Here is a 15,863-nt window from a genome sequence, read left to right as displayed (position 1 = left end):
GTGCACACTAACCGCGCATCGCTCCGGAAGCCGAACCGGACACCAGCCGGATGTACAGGAGCTTGTCACCGGGCTCGATCGCATCCACCTCCGGGGAACCGATCCTCCACATGCGGCCGTCGCGCACCACCGCGAGAACGATGTCCTTGAGGTGGCGGGGCGACCCACCCACCTCGCTCTCGTCCACGTCGCGCTCGGCGATCGCGAAACCCGCCTCGGGTGTCAGCAGATCCTCGATCATCTCCACGACGTTCGGGGTGGTGGTCGCGATGCCGAGGAGCCGGCCGGCGGTCTCGGACGAGATCACCACCGAATCCGCTCCCGACTGCCGCATCAGATGGGTGTTCTCCGATTCGCGGATCGCTGCAACGATCTTCGCCTTCGGCGCGATCTCGCGCGCGCTGAGAGTGACCAGAACCGCGGTGTCGTCCCGGTTCGCCGCCACGATCACCGCGGCGGCATGCTGGACGCCTGCGAGTCTCAGCACGTCCGATTTGGTGGCCGAGCCCTGCACAGTGACGAGTCCCTGCCGTTCCGCTGCGTCGAGCGCGTGAGGGTCGGTGTCCACGACCACGATCTCAGAGGGGGGAACCCCGTCGCCGAGCATCGCGTCGACGGCTGTGCGGCCCTTGGTGCCGTAGCCGATGACGACGGTGTGATTACGCACGCGGCGCCTCCATCGCTGAATCTCGAATGCATGTCGCGGGTTCTCGGCCGGCGCCGAGCGTGTCGCGCCGACCAGAACGGCAGCCTACGCGCAGAGCGCTAGTGTGACGTGCATGTCCCCGCAACGTTCCCGCGGCCCGGCGTTGCGCCTCGCCGCTCTCCTCGCTGGTGCCGGCGTCCTGCATTTCGTCCTGCCGGCGCCGTTCGACAGTATTGTGCCGAAACAGTTGCCGGGCGAGGCTCGTCACTACACCTACGCGTCGGGTGCTGCCGAGCTGGCCGTCGCCACGGCGCTGGCGGTTCCCCGTACCCGCAGGCTCGGTGGCACCCTGGCCGCGGCGTTGTTCGTCGCCGTGTTTCCCGCGAACGTGCAGATGGCGATGCACTGGCTCCGCAGCGACCGCGTCTCCCCCGCCGCGAAGGCCGTGGCCGTGGCCCGACTTCCCCTGCAGATTCCACTCGTCACCGAAGCGTTGAAGGTCCGGCGTATCGCCCGTTCGTGACGTCCTCCCACCGGCGCGCCGGGCAACGACACGAACGTCGACATCACACTCACCCGTTCTCGGCACCCGCCGACCTGACGAGCCGTTCGAGGGAGTCGGCGCCCGGCAGGTCGTCGGGCGCCACGGTCCGGCCCGTCCTCACGTAGTGGAAGGCCGCACGGACCTTGTCGAGCGGAAGTTCTGCGGGACGCCCGGTGATTCGCGCGGTACGCGCCGCCATCAACCTCGCCCACGCCAACCGGTACGCGGCGAGCTGCATCCCCACCGACGCGAGCTTGTCGGCGTCGGGTTCGGCGCCGGTCTTCCAGTCGATCACTGTCCAGCCGCCGTCCGGATCCTCGAAGATCGCATCGATGCGGCCGCGGATCACGGTGCCCGCCAAGGAGGTTTCGAAAGGCACCTCGACTTCGATCGGGTTCCGTGCGGCCCACGTCGACCGCAGGAACGCTTCCTGCAACCTGTCGAAGTCGGATTCGTCGCCGCCTTCGTCGTCGGCGCCGGGAAGTTCATCGAGATCGAGCAGCCGAGTCGCGCCGAAGCGGCGTTCGAGCCACGCATGAAACGCTGTACCGCGGCGCGCGAGCGGGTTGGGCTTGAACGGCAGGGGCCGGCGCAGACGCGCCGCGAGAGCGTCGGGATCCGCGGCAAGATCCACGAGTTGGCTGACCGACAGCTGCGCGGGCATCACCACTTCAGCGCCGAGTTCGGCACGCTGGTCGCGCTCCACGAGGAGCGCGTCGACGTCTGCTGCCCACTCGTCGGGATCGTCGTCGGGATCGTCGAGCGGCTCGGGTTCACCCGCGGACACCGCGTCGAGGACCAACGCGGCACCACGTTCGACCGCGCCGCGCCGCGTCCCGAGGGGGTCGCGCGGCCACACGGCGCTGCGCGGCGTCTCGGTCATCGGATTGGTAGTACCCGGCTCGGGTGCGGGTTCCCACTGCTCGATCGCTCCGAGTTCCGGGCGTGCGGTCAGCAGTGCATGTAATTCCGTGAGGAACTCCGACGGACCCTTGGGTTCCGACCCGGCATCGGCCCAGTGGTGTCCGGACGCGTACAGAGCCCGCTCGGTTCGGGTCAGCGCCACATAGAACAGTCTCCTGTCCTCGTCGTGCTTGCGCCGTTTGAGGGCATCCTTGTGGGCACCGATCGCGTTCTCGAGCATCTTGCGGTCGGACAGGTCGGCGAGGTCGAGCACGGGCACACCGTCGGTGCTCCCGCTCGGTTCGTCTCCCGGCTGAGCACGATCGCCGCGGAGCCCTGGCGGGAGTTCGGCGAGCGCACCGAGCCACGTCGATATCCCGGTGGTCGACGGAAAGATTCCGGTGCTCACGTGCGGGACGGCCACGACCTGCCATTCGAGGCCCTTGGCCGAGTGCACCGTCAGGATCTGGACCCGCTCCGGGTCGACCTCGACCTCTCCCGGTGTGAGTCCCTGTTCGATCTCCTCGGCTGCCGACAGGTAGGCGAGCAGACCGGGCAGTGTCGCGTGGCCGCGACCTGCAAAGGACGCAACGACGTCGGCGAACGCATCGAGGTGCTCGCGGCCGGCCACCCCGCTGCGGCTGCCGACCCGGGCCTGGGCTTCGATACCGATGCCGAGTACACGTTCGACCTCGGCCACAAGTTCGGTCAGTGGCTGCCCCAGCCTTTCACGCAACGACGCGAGTTCGCGGGCAAGGGCCGTGATCCGTGCGAATCCGAACTTCGAATACTGCTCCGGCCTACCGGGATCGGAGATCGCATCGGCAAGCCCGGCTTGGTCGGCGTACTCACCGGGCAAGGCCGAATCGAGGGCGTCGTCGAGTGCATCGGGATCCGTGACGGCGCCGGTGACCCCGTGCCTGCCGGTGATCGCCAGTTCCTGAGCTCTCCGCCACAGCGCACGCAGGTCGGCGGCGCCGAGCTGCCATCTGGCGCCGGTCAGGACCCGCACGGCAGCACTGCCTGCCATCGGGTCGGCGGCGAGACGCAGCATCGCGAGAACGTCGGCGACCTCGGGTGTGTGGAGGAGACCACCGAGGCCGACCACCTCTACCGGCAATCCTCGGGCACGTAGGGCCTCGGCGATCGGAGCTGCGTCGGCGTTGCGGCGCACCAGAACCGCAGCCGTGGGCGGCGGTACGCCTTCGGCGCGCGCGGCTGCGTATTCGGCGGCGATCCGGTCGGCCACCCAGTTGCGTTCGGCGTCGACATCGGTGTGCAGCGCGATCCGCACGTCGCCGGGGACAGCATCGGGCCGCGGCCTCAACCTGCTCACGGCGACACCGCGTTCACGCAGCGGCTCGGACGACACGTTGGCGAGTTCGAGTGCCTCCGGCGGATTACGCCAGCTGGTCAGGAGTTCCAGCTTCGGTGCGGGCTCGCCGTCGGGGAGCCCGAAATCGGTCGCGAAACGAGGAAGATTCGCAGCCGAGGCACCACGCCATCCGTAGATCGACTGCATCGGATCGCCCACGGCGGTGACGGCGAGTCCGCCGTCCTGACCGCCACCGAACAGTGCGGACAGCAGAATCCGCTGCGCGTGCCCGGTGTCCTGGTACTCGTCGAGCAGGACCACCCGGAACCGCTCGCGTTCACCTGCCCCGACCTCCGGATGATCTCGGGCGACACGCGCCGCGAGCGACATCTGACTACCGAAGTCGAGTGCGCCTTCACGGCGCAGAGTTTCGGCGAGTCGCTGCACCAGCGGGAGCAGCTGCACGCGAGCATCCTGGGTCTCGAGGTAACCGAGAAGCGTCTTCGACGGCCCACCGCGCTGTCCCGGCCCGCCCGGCAAGGTGTGGATCAGCGTGTCGAGTTCGGTGTGTGATTCGGCCAGCTGTTCGGGATCGACGAGATGCTCGGCGAGCTGACCGGACAGCGCGAGGACGGTCTCGGTGACCGACGCGGGGTTACGGTCGGTGTCGAGTTCGCCGTCCCACGCGCTGACCACGCGGTGCGCCAACTGCCACAGCTCGGTTTCCGAGAGCAACGACGCGGACGGTTCGATCGGCAGCAGCAGCCCGTGCTCGCCCAGCAAGCGCCCCGCGTACGCGTGGTACGTCCCGACCTCGGGTTCGCTGCCCAGGATCCGAGTACGGAGGCCACCGGTGGGGTCGAGGTCGCGGATCAGCGACGCCCCGGCGAGCTTCGCGAGCCGCCGACGGATCCTGGTGGTCAACTGCTGCGCGGCCTTGCGTGTGAAGGTCAGGCCGAGCACCTGCTCCGGCTCCACGTATCCGTTCGCGACGAGCCAGACCACTCGCGCCGCCATGGTCTCGGTCTTGCCCGCCCCTGCTCCGGCCACCACCAGTGCGGGACCCATCGGCGCCTCGATGACGGCGGTCTGTTCGGTGGTCGGGGACGGTTGGCCGAGTGCTTCGGCGAGTTGCTCCGCGCTCACCCGGGCCCGTCTCATCCGGTCACCTGCCTGCCTTCATCGTGCGCGGGGCAACTCGACTGGACCGGGCAGTGCCGGCATCCGTCGTTGACCTGAGCGAGGAACTGTGGCCCGCGGGTAGCGGCCGCCGCTTCGTGGATCACCTCGCGCCAGTGCTCGAGTCCCTCCTCGTCGAGGGGTGGCTGGATCCGCTGGGTGGCGCCTTCCTTGTTGTGTGGCTTCGCGACGAACACCAGGCGCGCACCCCCGGGTGCTGCGGCGGGTTCCCCTTCGACGGCGCCTTCGGCGACAGCTACCTGATAGGCCGCCAGCTGTGCGTGGTCGCGCGCGGCGTCCTTCGACACGGGATTCTTCGCGGTCTTGACATCGACCACCACGGGGCGCCCGTCGGGGTCGCGTTCGAGCCGGTCGATACGCCCGCGCAGTCGTATCCGGGGCGCACCCGGCTCACGGGGCTCGATCATGCCGTCGACGGTGACCTCGACGCCCACTTCTTCGAGTTCGCTGCGGGTGCCCTGCAACCATGTCGAGAAGGTGTCGAGCATTCTGCGTGTCCGTTCGAGTTCGCGTCGCGCGTACCAGTCGGAACCGAGGTCGACCGAACCCCACGCATTCTCGAGCGCCTGATCGATCCGCTCCGGGGGAATTCGCCCGGCGAGCGCCTGGACAAGGGTGTGCACGAGAGTTCCTGTCACCGCGTGCGAGTTCTCGCCGTCGGATCCGCCGTGTCGCTCGAACATCCAGCGCAGAGGGCAGGTGACGAGCTGTTCGACGGTGGACGGCGACAGGCGTACCGCGTCATCGTCCGGTTCCCACAGCGGCAGCGCGGTACTCGGATCTGCTGTGCCGTACCATCTGTCGGGGTGGGCGCCCTGCACTCCTGCGCGAGCGAGCCGCGCGAGTTGGACGGCGGCACGGTGCACCCGGTCGGGCTCGTGCTCCACGAGCACCGGATCGCATACGACGGAACGCAATTCCGCGACGAGCGCGGGCAGGGCGAGAACGCGGGTGCGCACCTCGTCGGGCACGACCGGTTGCTCGGAACCGTTCTCGTCGTCGTGGCCGAGGAGTTCGTCGACGAACCGCGACCTCACGAGTTCGGTGTCGCCGCCGACCGAATCGACCGCGGTGACGAGAAGGTGCATGCGGGCACGACTGCAGGCGACGAGGAACAGCCTCCGCTCGTCGGCGAGCAGTGGCGCCGTACGCGAGAGGCGCGTTGTGCTGTCGTCGCCTCCGTCGGCGCCGGACACCGCGTCGATGAGCGCTTCGATGCCGAGCAAGGTGCCACGCGCCCGTAGGCTCGGCCACAACCCTTCCTGCACGCCGGCGACCACCACGACATCCCACTCCCGGCCCGCCGCAGAGTGCGCGCTCAGGATGGTGACGGCCTCGGATTCGGCCGCGGCACGGCTGCGCACCATGCCCGGGATCTCCTGTTCGGTGAGGTAGTCGACGAATCCGGAGATCTGGGCACGTGGAAGCCGGTCGACGTAGTCGGCTGCCGCATCGAACAGCGCCACCACCGCGTCGAGATCGCGGTCGGCCTGTGCACCCACCGGGCCGCCGCGCGCGGAGGCCGCCACCCAGCGACGTTCGAGGCCGGTGGCCTGCCACGCCGCCCACAACACGTCTTCGAGACCGCCGCCCCGCAGCAACGCCGATCGCGCCTTGGCCACCACCGACAACACCCGTTTCAGCGGGGCCGCCTCCACGTCGGTCAGGCCTCGCATCATCCGGTCGGAATCGGCAGAGTCCTCGACGAGCAGTGTCCGAAGGAGATCGGCCGAGTCGCGATCGCCGTCGGATGCCAGTTCGACCCGGCGCAGTCCGCGCCGCAGGCGACGCAACGCGACCGGTTCGGCGCCTCCGACCGGGCCCGACACCAACGCGAGCGCTTCCTCGGGACCGAACCGGCGCTCGGACACCGCCCGCAGCACCAAAAGCATCCCGGCGACACTGTGCTGCCTGGCCAGGGGAAGCTCGGACGCGGCCGTGGTCATCGGCACACCGGCCGCGAGAAGTGCACGGCGAAGGGGCGCGAGCACACGCGGTACGGATCGGACGATCACAGCCATCTTCGACCACGGCACCTCGTCGACAAGATGGGCGCGGCGCAGGGTGTCGGCGACGACGGCAGCTTCCTTCGCCTGCGACGACATCACCGCCACGCGCACGTGCCCGATGTCGTCGGCCCCAGCGGGCCGCGCGGCGAGGTCACCGGGGGCGGGATCACCGGGCACCGCGGCACCTCGGTGCGGCGGAAGTCCGGGGAGACGTCCGGCGATCGCACCCGTGACGGAGGCGATCTCCGCCGCCGCACGGAAGTCGGTACCGAGAATGATGCGACGCCGTGGATCGTGCTCGCCGAGCCCGGTGAGGAACTCCGGGTCTGCTCCCCGGAAGGAGAACACGCTCTGGTCGGGGTCGCCCGCGATCGTGCTCGTGCGGGTACCCGTGCCGATAACGCGCACAAGGTGCGCGGCCTGCGGATCGAGATGCTGAGCGTCGTCGACGAGAAGGTGCCGGATGCGAGTGCGCTCACCCGCCAACAAGTCCGGATCGGTCGCGAACGCGGCGAGTGCCGCACCGACCAGTTCTGCAGCGTCGAGCGCCGGAGCGGTGGCTTCGGGAGCCTCGAGCCCCACCGCTCCGCGCAGGAGCATCACCTGCTCGTACCGCTGCGCGAACAACCCGGCCGCGACCCATTCTGCGCGCTCACGGCGCCCGCCGAGCTCGATGAGGTCTTCGGGACCCAGACCGCGTTCGTTGGCCCGCAACATCAGGTCCCGCAGTTCCACGGCGAAACCGGTCATGCCGAGCGCGGGCCGGAGACGCTCCGGCCACATCGTCGCGCCGTCGTCGATGTCGCCGCGCAACAGCTCACGCAGCACCGCATCCTGCTCGGCCCCCGTGATCAACCGCGGCGGAGGATTCCCGTGCGCGGACGCCTGCAGACGCAGCACTGCGAACGCGTACGAGTGGACCGTGCGGACGAGCGGCTCGCGGGTGGCGCGCGGGTCGGTCGCCGCCCCCGCGCTCAACAGACCCGCGGTGATCGCCTCGCGCACCGCGGTGGCCGCACGCCGGGAGTGGGTGAGCACGAGCACCGAGTCGGGTTGAGCCCCGGACGCGATGCGATGCACCGCGAGGTCCACGAGCAGGGAGGTCTTTCCGGTGCCGGGACCACCGAGGACCTGAAACGGTCGCCACTGCGGGGCCGGCGGGCCATCGGCGAAGACCTGCTGGACGTCCGGTGTCCACTCCCGGGGCACGGACCTGTCTTCCAGCCGCCGCACGAGCCGCGCGGCAGGGCGGCGTGGGCGCTCGGGAGCGCCCCGCAGTCCCGTACGGAGATCGACGTCGGTCATGTCGATATCCCAGCAGACAGGTCCGACAGGCAGACGCACCACCTCCGTCGACCGTGGTCTCCCCCGGGTGCCATAGTGAGCGAGGTGAGCGCCTCCGCATCGCCCCTCCACACCCACCTGTTCGGGCCAACCGACGGCCCACCGGTGCTGGCCCTGCACGGCCTGACCGGTCACGGCAGGCGCTGGCAGAACCTGGCAGAGGGGTATCTTCCGGACCTCCGCGTGATAGCTCCGGATCTGCGGGGCCACGGCCGGTCGCCGTGGGAGCCTCCGTGGAGTTTCGAATCCCACATCCACGATCTTCTGGGTGTCCTCGGCGCACACACCCGCGAGCCGGCCACGGTGGTGGGGCATTCGTTCGGTGGCGCACTGGCACTGCACCTGGCCGCCGCAGCACCCGACCGGGTCCGCGCGCTCGTCCTGCTCGATCCTGCGATCGCGCTGCCGCCCGACCGGCTGCTCGAAGTCGCCGAGCTCACCGTGCGCTTTCCCGACTACACCGATGAGGCCGAGGCCCGCTCGGAGAAGGTGCACGGCGACTGGGGTGAGGTTGCCCCGGAACTTCTCGAGGCGGAGATCGCAGAGCATCTGGTGGCGCTCGACTCCGGCCGGGTGAATTGGCGTTACTGCGTGCCGGCCCTGGTGGCGTCGTGGGGCGAACTCGCACGCGAGTTCGTGCTGCCGCCCGCCCACGTCCCCACAGTCCTCGCACGTGCCGGCAGGGTCCGGCCCCCGTATACATCGGACGACTTCCGCGCGGCACTGGCCGAGCGGCTCGGATCCCATTTGACGATGCACGAGCTCGACTGCGACCACATGATCGACCAGGCGATGCCCGCGAGTACGGCAGAGCTGGTCAGGAAGGTGTTGTAGGCATGGTCACGACGGACGCTCAGATCGAGCATGTACGCGCGCTGGTCGCGTCGATTCCGGCCGGATCCGTTGCGACCTACGGCGACCTCGCTGACGCGGCGGGTCTGTCCACCCCCCGCACCGTCGGGTGGATCATGCGGACCGACAGTTCCGATCTGCCCTGGCACCGGGTGGTCCCGGCGTCCGGCACACCGGCCGCACACCTCGCCCATCGTCAGTTGTCCAGACTCGCACTCGAGGGCACACCCATCACCGGGGGTCGGGTCGACATGCGCCGTGCCCGTCACACTTTCTGACGGCGTGCGCACATCGTCGGACGGTGTCGGGCAACATGAGTGCATGTCCACGCCGTCCGAATCTGCGTCCGGGTCCGAGGCCGTCATCGTCGCGGGAGGGCGAGCGACCCGGATGGGTGGCGTCGACAAGCCCACACTCGTGGTCGGGGGTCGATCGATGCTCGACACCGCTCTCGCCGCGGTGGAAGGATTTTCCCGCGTCACAGTGGTGGGACCGCACCGCGATGATCTCGCCCCTACCGTCGTCCAGACCCAGGAGTCGCCGACCGGTGGCGGGCCTGTCGCCGCCTTGGCCTCCGCCCGCCCCACCGCAGAGATCGTCGTGACCCTCGCGGCCGATCTCCCTTTCGTCACCGCCGGGTCGATCGCGGCTCTGGTCGGTGCGCTCGACGCCGCACCCGACGCGGACGCGGCCTTCGCAGTCGACAACGGCGGAAACCTGCAGTTTCTGCTCGCAGCGTGGCGTGGACGCGCACTTGCCGCACGTCTGTCTGCACTCGGACCCGACCCCTCCGGTCAGCCCATGAAGGCGCTGCTGCCGGAGCATTACGTCACCGCCTCAGTGCCCGGCACCGAGGACTGCGACACACCCCACGATCTGCATCGCGCCCGAGTAGCCACGGGCACCCCGGCGGACCCGAACGAAGCGCGAAAGCTTCTTCGGGATGCTCAGCGTCCGTTGCCGATTCGCACTGTTGCATACGACGAGTCCTTCGGATCCACACTCGCGTCCCCACTCGTCGCCGCGGCACCACTGCCTCCGGCCGCGACTTCCGCCATGGACGGGTACGCAGTCTCCGGGGACAGCCCGTGGACACTGCGGACGGAGGTCCGATACGCCGGGGCCGCGAGTGAATTCGGGCTGGATCCCGGGGAGGCCGCCCGTATCGCCACGGGCGCGCATCTACCGTCGGGCGCGATGTCGGTGGTGCGCGACGAGTACGTCGTCGTCGAGGACGGGATCGTCACACGAATCCCGGACGCTCCGGTGCGTGACGACTTCCGCGGCATCGGCGAGGAGTGGGAACCCGGATACGTCCTGGCGGACGCAGGGTCGGCCGTGACGCCCGCGGTCGTATCGACGGCAGCGAGCGGCGAGGTGTCACGAGTCGACGTGCGCGGCCCTGTGCGGGTCCACCTGGCGCTCACGGGCGACGAGATCCGTCGTAGCGGCCCGCTGAGCAAGGGCCAGACCCGAGATTCACTCGGGCCGGTTCTTCCGCAGTTCGTGTCGTGGTGCGGCGCGGAGGTTGTCGGCGACGGGCATCTCCGAGACACTGCCGACGCATTCGACGTCCTGCTCCGCAGGACCACTGACGCCGACGCGATCGTGATCGTCGGCGCAACCGGTCGCGGGGCGGCCGATCAGCTGCGCGGTGCACTCGACCGTGCCGGGGCCTCGGTGGTGGTCGAACGAGTTCGGTGCAAGCCGGGAGGCTCCCAGGTCGCGGCGGTACTTCCTGACGGTCGAGCAGTGCTCGGCCTTCCGGGCAATCCCGTTGCGGCACTGGCAACTCTGCTGGTGATGTTGCCCGCGATCGTCGACGGGCGCACGCTCCGCACGTCGGCGGCACCGCTGACGGCGCCACTGGCGAACGCAGCGGAGGTTGCCGGGGACATCACCCGCTTCCTCCCCGCGCGACAACTCGCCGACGGAAAATGGGTTTGCGACAACACGATTCGAACGTCGCATCTGGCCGGACTCATCGGCCGTTCCGCGATCGCCCTGGTGCCGCCGAATGCCGCCGACGGCGACATCGTCGAATTCATGCTCCTGCCCCGCTGACCGCCGCGGTCCTCCCGCGCGCAAGTGAATGTCACCTTCGGTCACTCGGAGTGCGTGAAGGTCACCTTCGGCCAATCAGCGGTGTCGACCGCGGTCCGGTAGCGCCGCACGACCAGCTCGACGATCGAGTCGGTCACCCCGAGCGGCGCAGCGACACCGTCGGCGCCGCACTCGAGCAGCCGGCTGTGGAACAGGCCCTCGGCCAGCAGATACGACGCGATGAACACTCGGCGAGCCCCCTGCGCCCGCAATTCGTCCACCACGTCGGATACCCGCGGAGCTCCGGTCGCGACATACCCGATGCGCACGGCACTGCGGGTCGACCCCGACAACATCCGCGCTGCCGACCTTACGTCGCACAGTGCACGCGGATCGGACGACCCCGCTGCCGCGAGCACCACCGCGTCGCCGGGTCGCCATCCCGCATCCCGCAAGCGCGACACCAGTACCCGCGCCAGCACCGGATCCGGCCCGAGAGCTTCTGTCACCACGACGTCGCGGTGACCGCTCTCGGCGACCTCGCGGGGAACGTCGGTGTGCACGTGATAGCCCGACGCGAGAAACGCAGGAACGAGCACGGTCGGGCGATCACTGTCACGCAGGACCTCCGCGGGCGAGGGTCCGAGTACATCGACGAACGCCACACGCGTCGTCCCCGCTGTCCGCGACACCTCGCTTGCGAGCTGCGCGATCATCTCGACTCCCCGGGGATTCCGGGTGCCGTGGGCGACGAGGAGCAGTGCCGGGTCGGTCGGGTTCATCGTTCCTCCAACTCCACTGCCAGGCGGTATCCCCGTTTGACGACGGTCTGGACGAGAGCCGGCACACCGAGCGCCGAGCGAAGCCGCGCCACCGCGGTCTCGACGGCGTGGGTGTCGCCACCACCACCGGGTAGGACGGCCAATAGTTCTTCACGGGAAACCACGTTTCCGGGCCTCGCCGCCAGTGCCCGGATCAGTGCCATGCCCGCGGGGGCAAGGCAGCGCACCTCGTCGTCGACGACGACACACCGACCCCGCAGCCCGAGGACGTGCGCGCCGATGGTGATCCGGACGGCCCGCCGGGGCAGATCCTCCGCGATGTGGCGTGCGAGCGATCCGAGCCTCGCCCGCGTCGGCATCGTCACGGGCACATCGAGTTCGAGGAACGGCGCGGCGGTCACCGGACCGACACACACAGCGGTCACTCCGGTACGCAACCCCTGCAGCATCGGTTCGAGCATTCCGGTTGCCTTGGCCCGCATCAACATCGACGCGACCGCCGGTGCACTGGTGTAGGTCACGGCGTCGAGTGCGCGATCGCTGATCTGCTCGATCATCCGGTCGAGCGACGTCGAATCCTCGGGCGGAGTCCAGCGGTACACGGGCACCGGTACGACATCGGCCCCGGCGGCGCGCAGCACATCGCACAGGTCTTCGCCGGGTTCCCACTCGGTCCGCTCCCCGTGGAGTTGCACGGCGATCCGCTTTCCCTCGACACCTTCCGCAAGAAGGTGCTCCAGGACCTCGCTCGAGGATTCGGACTCCGGCGACCATTCCTCTCGCAGTTCCGCGGCCCGAATCGCCCCCGTCACCTTCGGCCCCCTCGCGAGGATGCGGCTCGCGCTCAGTGCCCGCGACAGATCGTCCGCGAGCCCCCAGCCGTCCGCCGCACCGATCCATCCGCGGAAACCGATCGCGGTGGTCGCGATGGTCACGTCGGGCGGAGCGGCGACGATGGCACGCGTGGCGTGCTCGAGCTCGGCGTCGTCGGACAGCGGGATGATCCGGATCGCAGGAGCGCGGACGACGTCGGCGCCTCGCCGGGTGAGCAGCGTCGCGAACTCGTCCGCGCGCCGCGACGCTGTCACTCCGATGGTGAACCCGCGCAGTGGCGTGTTCTCGGAGCTCACGAAACGACGCCGGTGTCCACGGCCTCGATGCTCCGGCTGCCGCGGAGCGGGCTGTGAACCTGCACGACCCCTGCCCACACACGAACGTCGTACACCTGCAGGCTCACAGCGGGATCGTCGAGGCAGCGACCATCGTCGAGCGAGTAGACCTGCTTGAGCAGCGGCGACGCGACGGTCGGTTCGCCAGCACGGTCACCGACGATTCCCCTCGACATCACGGCGGCGCGACCGATCGGGTCGATGTTTCCGACCGCACGCAACGTGCTGTCGTCGAGCAGGAACAACGCGACCTGCTCGCCCCCTCGCAGCAACACGGCCACTCCCCGTCCGGGGATGAGGTGGCTCAGGGGGCAGGCCGATGTCCATTCCAGCCGGCCGTTCAACACACTGTCGCGTGACGTGGTCTCCGCGGTCGGCATCGCGATGACGGTCATGGGTCCTCCTCGAGACTTGTTACCCGAAATTCTGGTCCTGCGGTGTTTCGACTGCGTTACCCGGCGGTTCCCACCGGGTAATCACGTCTCACTCTGCCTCGCCGGTCCTGACTGCCGGCATACCCATCAGAACAGGAACCTTGCGTGCGCCGGAATCGTCGAACTGTACGGTGGGGTCTTCCTCGTCGGGAGCGTTGACGAACGAGACGAATCGGGCCAGTTTCTCGGGGTCTTCGAGTACGCCGGCCCACTCGTCCTTGTACCCGGCGACGTGCTTGGCCATCGACGCCTCGAGTTCTTCGCCGATGCCGAGGCTGTCCTCACAGATGACAGCCCGGAGGTGATCGAGCCCGCCGTCGAGCGCGTCGAGCCACGGCGCGGTGCGCTGGAGCCGATCTGCGGTCCGCACGTAGAACATGAGGAACCGGTCGATGTACTTGACCAGGGTTTCGTCGTCGAGACCGCCGGCGAGCAACTGTGCGTGCTTGGGCGACTGACCGCCGTTGCCGCACACGTAGAGGTTCCAGCCGCCCTCGGTTGCAATGATGCCGACGTCCTTGCCTCGGGCCTCGGCACATTCACGCGCGCACCCGGACACACCGAACTTGAGCTTGTGCGGAGACCGCAGCCCCCGATACCGGTTCTCGAGGTCGACCGCCATCCCCACCGAGTCCTGCACGCCGTAACGACACCAGGTGGAGCCGACACAGCTCTTGACGGTCCGCAGCGACTTTCCGTAGGCCTGACCGGACTCCATGCCTGCGTCGACGAGTCGCTTCCAGATCAGCGGCAGCTGCTCCACGCGGGCGCCGAACAGGTCGACGCGCTGGCCACCGGTCATCTTCACGTAGAGCCCGAAGTCGCGGGCCACCTCGCCGATGACGATGAGCTGCTCGGCAGTGCATTCACCGCCGGGCATCCGCGGCACCACGGAGTAGGTACCGTTCTTCTGGATGTTCGCGAGGAAATGATCGTTGGTGTCCTGCAGACCTGCCTGGCTGCGGTGCAGGATGTGATCGGAGTCGGTCGACGCCAGGATCGACGCGGCGACAGGCTTGCAGATGTCACAGCCGCGACCGGTGCCGTGACGCTCGATGAGTGCCGAGAAGGTACGGATCCCCGTGGCCTGCACGATCTGGAACAACTCGGCGCGGGACTGCTCGAAGTGCTCGCACAGTGCTTTCGACATCTCCACACCCGACGACGCGAGCAGCTGCTTGACGGTGGGGAGGCAACCACCACAGGTGGTACCGGCGTTGGTGCATCCCTTGATCTGCGCGATATCGCATGCGCCCTCCGCGATCGCCCCGCAGATCGCGCCCTTGGTGACGCCGTTGCACGAGCACACTTCGGCGTCGTCGGGCAATGATCCCGCTCCGGGCTTCTCCCCCGCCGGTGAGATCAGCGATGCCGGGTCGCCGGGCAGTTCACGTCCCACCAGGGGTCGCAACGAACCGTACGAGGAGGCATCACCGACCAGGATGCCGCCGAGAAGGACCTTGGCATCGTCGGAGACGACGAGCTTCGCATACGTGCCTTTGGCGGAGTCCGACAGCACCACCTCGAGCGCGCCGGGGGTCCGTGCGTGTGCGTCGCCGAAGCTCGCGACGTCGACACCGAGGAGCTTGAGTTTGGTCGACATGTCGGCGCCTGGGAACTCGGCGTCGCCGCCGAGCAGCCGATCGGCGACGACCTCGGCGGTGCTGTAGCCGGGCGCAACGAGGCCATAGCAGACTCCGTCGACCGCGGCGACCTCACCGATCGCGTAGACGGCCTCGTCGTTGGTGCTGCGGCACGAGAGATCGGTGAGCACACCGCCTCGGCCGGCGAGGTCGAGTCCGGCCTCCCGTGCCAGCTCGTCGCGGGGTCGCACACCGGCCGAGAACACGACCAGACCCGCGTCGATCGTGCTGCCGTCGGACAGCGACACCCGCAGACCCGCAGACCCCGGTTCGATCTTCTCGGTGGCGACCCCCGTGTGAGTGACGAGGCCGAGGCCCGTGACGAGCCGGTCCAGGACCTTGCCACCGCCTTCGTCGACCTGGGCGGGCATGAGGCGGTCGTTGTATTCGACGATGTGTGCCGTCAGGCCCATGCCACGCAGGGCGTTCGCGGCCTCGAGGCCGAGCAGGCCGCCTCCGACCACGATGCCGTCCGCTCTCGCGCCGGTCGCCTCCGCGGCGGCTACGGTCCGTGCCGCGGCGGCACGGATGCCGTCGAGGTCGTCGAGCGTGCGGTAGACGAAACACCCGGGCAGGTCGTGGCCGGGGACCGGCGGCACGAACGCGAAGGAGCCTGTCGCGAGGACGAGCGCGTCGTAGGAGAGGACCTCCCCGTCGCCGGTGGTGACCGTGCGCGCCGACCGGTCGATCGAGGCGGCACGGCTTCCGATCCGAAGATCGACGAGGTCGTCTCCACGGTAGTCGTTGCCGGCGAGGGCAAGTTCCTTGCGGTCCCACGAGCCGACGTACGACGACAGGCCGACACGGTCGTAGGCCGGTTCCGCTTCCTCGCACAGCACCGTGACCGACCAGGCATCCTGATCGTCGCGGGCGCGCAACGCCTCGACGAAACGGTGTCCGACCATGCCGTGACCGGCGACGAGTACGTTCTTGCGGCTCATGGTTCTTCGCTTTCTCTTCGTGCAGGTGGCGCTGTGCT

Annotated in this window: 10 protein-coding genes and 1 pseudogene; 4 read left to right on the top strand and 7 right to left on the bottom strand. The window is 69.0% G+C overall.

The features are described 5' to 3' along the window. Window positions 1–7 precede the first annotated feature (7 nt). Window positions 8–745 (bottom strand): annotated as a pseudogene (locus tag ACZ46K_RS15290) (potassium channel family protein); the annotation flags it as partial. A gap of 34 nt (window positions 746–779) precedes the next feature. On the opposite strand from ACZ46K_RS15290, the gene ACZ46K_RS15285 reads away from it, so the two are divergent. Beyond that, window positions 780–1,169, top strand: a complete 390-nt coding sequence (locus ACZ46K_RS15285) for a DoxX family protein (protein WP_464749083.1) — start codon at window positions 780–782, stop codon at window positions 1,167–1,169. 49 nt (window positions 1,170–1,218) lie between these two features. Here the strand turns inward: ACZ46K_RS15285 and ACZ46K_RS15280 are convergent, their stop codons facing one another. Both ACZ46K_RS15280 and ACZ46K_RS15275 read right to left on the bottom strand, forming a co-directional pair. Then, window positions 1,219–4,569, bottom strand: a complete 3,351-nt coding sequence (locus ACZ46K_RS15280; protein ID WP_464749081.1) for an ATP-dependent helicase — start codon at window positions 4,567–4,569, stop codon at window positions 1,219–1,221. Then, window positions 4,566–7,922 carry an ATP-dependent helicase gene (locus tag ACZ46K_RS15275; protein ID WP_464749079.1) on the bottom strand — a complete coding sequence of 1,119 codons (3,357 nt, stop codon included), beginning with the start codon at window positions 7,920–7,922 and terminating at the stop codon, window positions 4,566–4,568. Before ACZ46K_RS15275 ends, ACZ46K_RS15280 begins: the two co-directional genes overlap by 4 nt. A gap of 84 nt (window positions 7,923–8,006) precedes the next feature. On the opposite strand from ACZ46K_RS15275, the gene ACZ46K_RS15270 reads away from it, so the two are divergent. From ACZ46K_RS15270 to ACZ46K_RS15260, 3 genes are read left to right on the top strand one after another with little or no spacing between them, the layout of a single operon-like run. After that, window positions 8,007–8,795, top strand: coding sequence for an alpha/beta fold hydrolase (locus ACZ46K_RS15270; RefSeq protein ID WP_464749077.1), 789 nt, complete (start codon window positions 8,007–8,009; stop codon window positions 8,793–8,795). A 2-nt stretch (window positions 8,796–8,797) separates the two neighbouring features. After that, window positions 8,798–9,091 (top strand): MGMT family protein, encoded by a 294-nt coding sequence (locus ACZ46K_RS15265; protein WP_464749075.1) that lies wholly within the window; start codon window positions 8,798–8,800, stop codon window positions 9,089–9,091. A gap of 43 nt (window positions 9,092–9,134) precedes the next feature. Continuing rightward, the gene (locus ACZ46K_RS15260; RefSeq protein WP_054810910.1) at window positions 9,135–10,877 is read left to right on the top strand and encodes an NTP transferase domain-containing protein; all 1,743 of its coding nucleotides are present in this window, start codon (window positions 9,135–9,137) and stop codon (window positions 10,875–10,877) included. Window positions 10,878–10,918: 41 nt separating this feature from the next. Here ACZ46K_RS15260 and ACZ46K_RS15255 read toward each other — a convergent pair whose 3' ends face one another. The 4 genes from ACZ46K_RS15255 to nirB form a co-directional block, all read right to left on the bottom strand. Next, window positions 10,919–11,638: a sirohydrochlorin chelatase gene (locus tag ACZ46K_RS15255; protein WP_054807604.1), complete on the bottom strand. Its 720-nt coding sequence runs from the start codon at window positions 11,636–11,638 to the stop codon at window positions 10,919–10,921. Beyond that, window positions 11,635–12,768 (bottom strand): uroporphyrinogen-III synthase, encoded by a 1,134-nt coding sequence (locus ACZ46K_RS15250; protein ID WP_464749072.1) that lies wholly within the window; start codon window positions 12,766–12,768, stop codon window positions 11,635–11,637. Before ACZ46K_RS15250 ends, ACZ46K_RS15255 begins: the two co-directional genes overlap by 4 nt. Next, window positions 12,765–13,202, bottom strand: coding sequence for a nitrite reductase small subunit NirD (gene nirD / locus ACZ46K_RS15245; protein WP_054807838.1), 438 nt, complete (start codon window positions 13,200–13,202; stop codon window positions 12,765–12,767). Before nirD ends, ACZ46K_RS15250 begins: the two co-directional genes overlap by 4 nt. An 88-nt stretch (window positions 13,203–13,290) precedes the next feature. Beyond that, window positions 13,291–15,825, bottom strand: coding sequence for a nitrite reductase large subunit NirB (nirB, locus tag ACZ46K_RS15240; protein WP_464749070.1), 2,535 nt, complete (start codon window positions 15,823–15,825; stop codon window positions 13,291–13,293). Between the last annotated feature and the right edge of the window lie 38 nt (window positions 15,826–15,863).

The organism is Rhodococcus sp. JCM 9793 (assembly GCF_055380405.1).
Note: the sequence above shows the minus strand (reverse complement) of the source record. Positions and strands in the feature narration are given on the sequence as shown.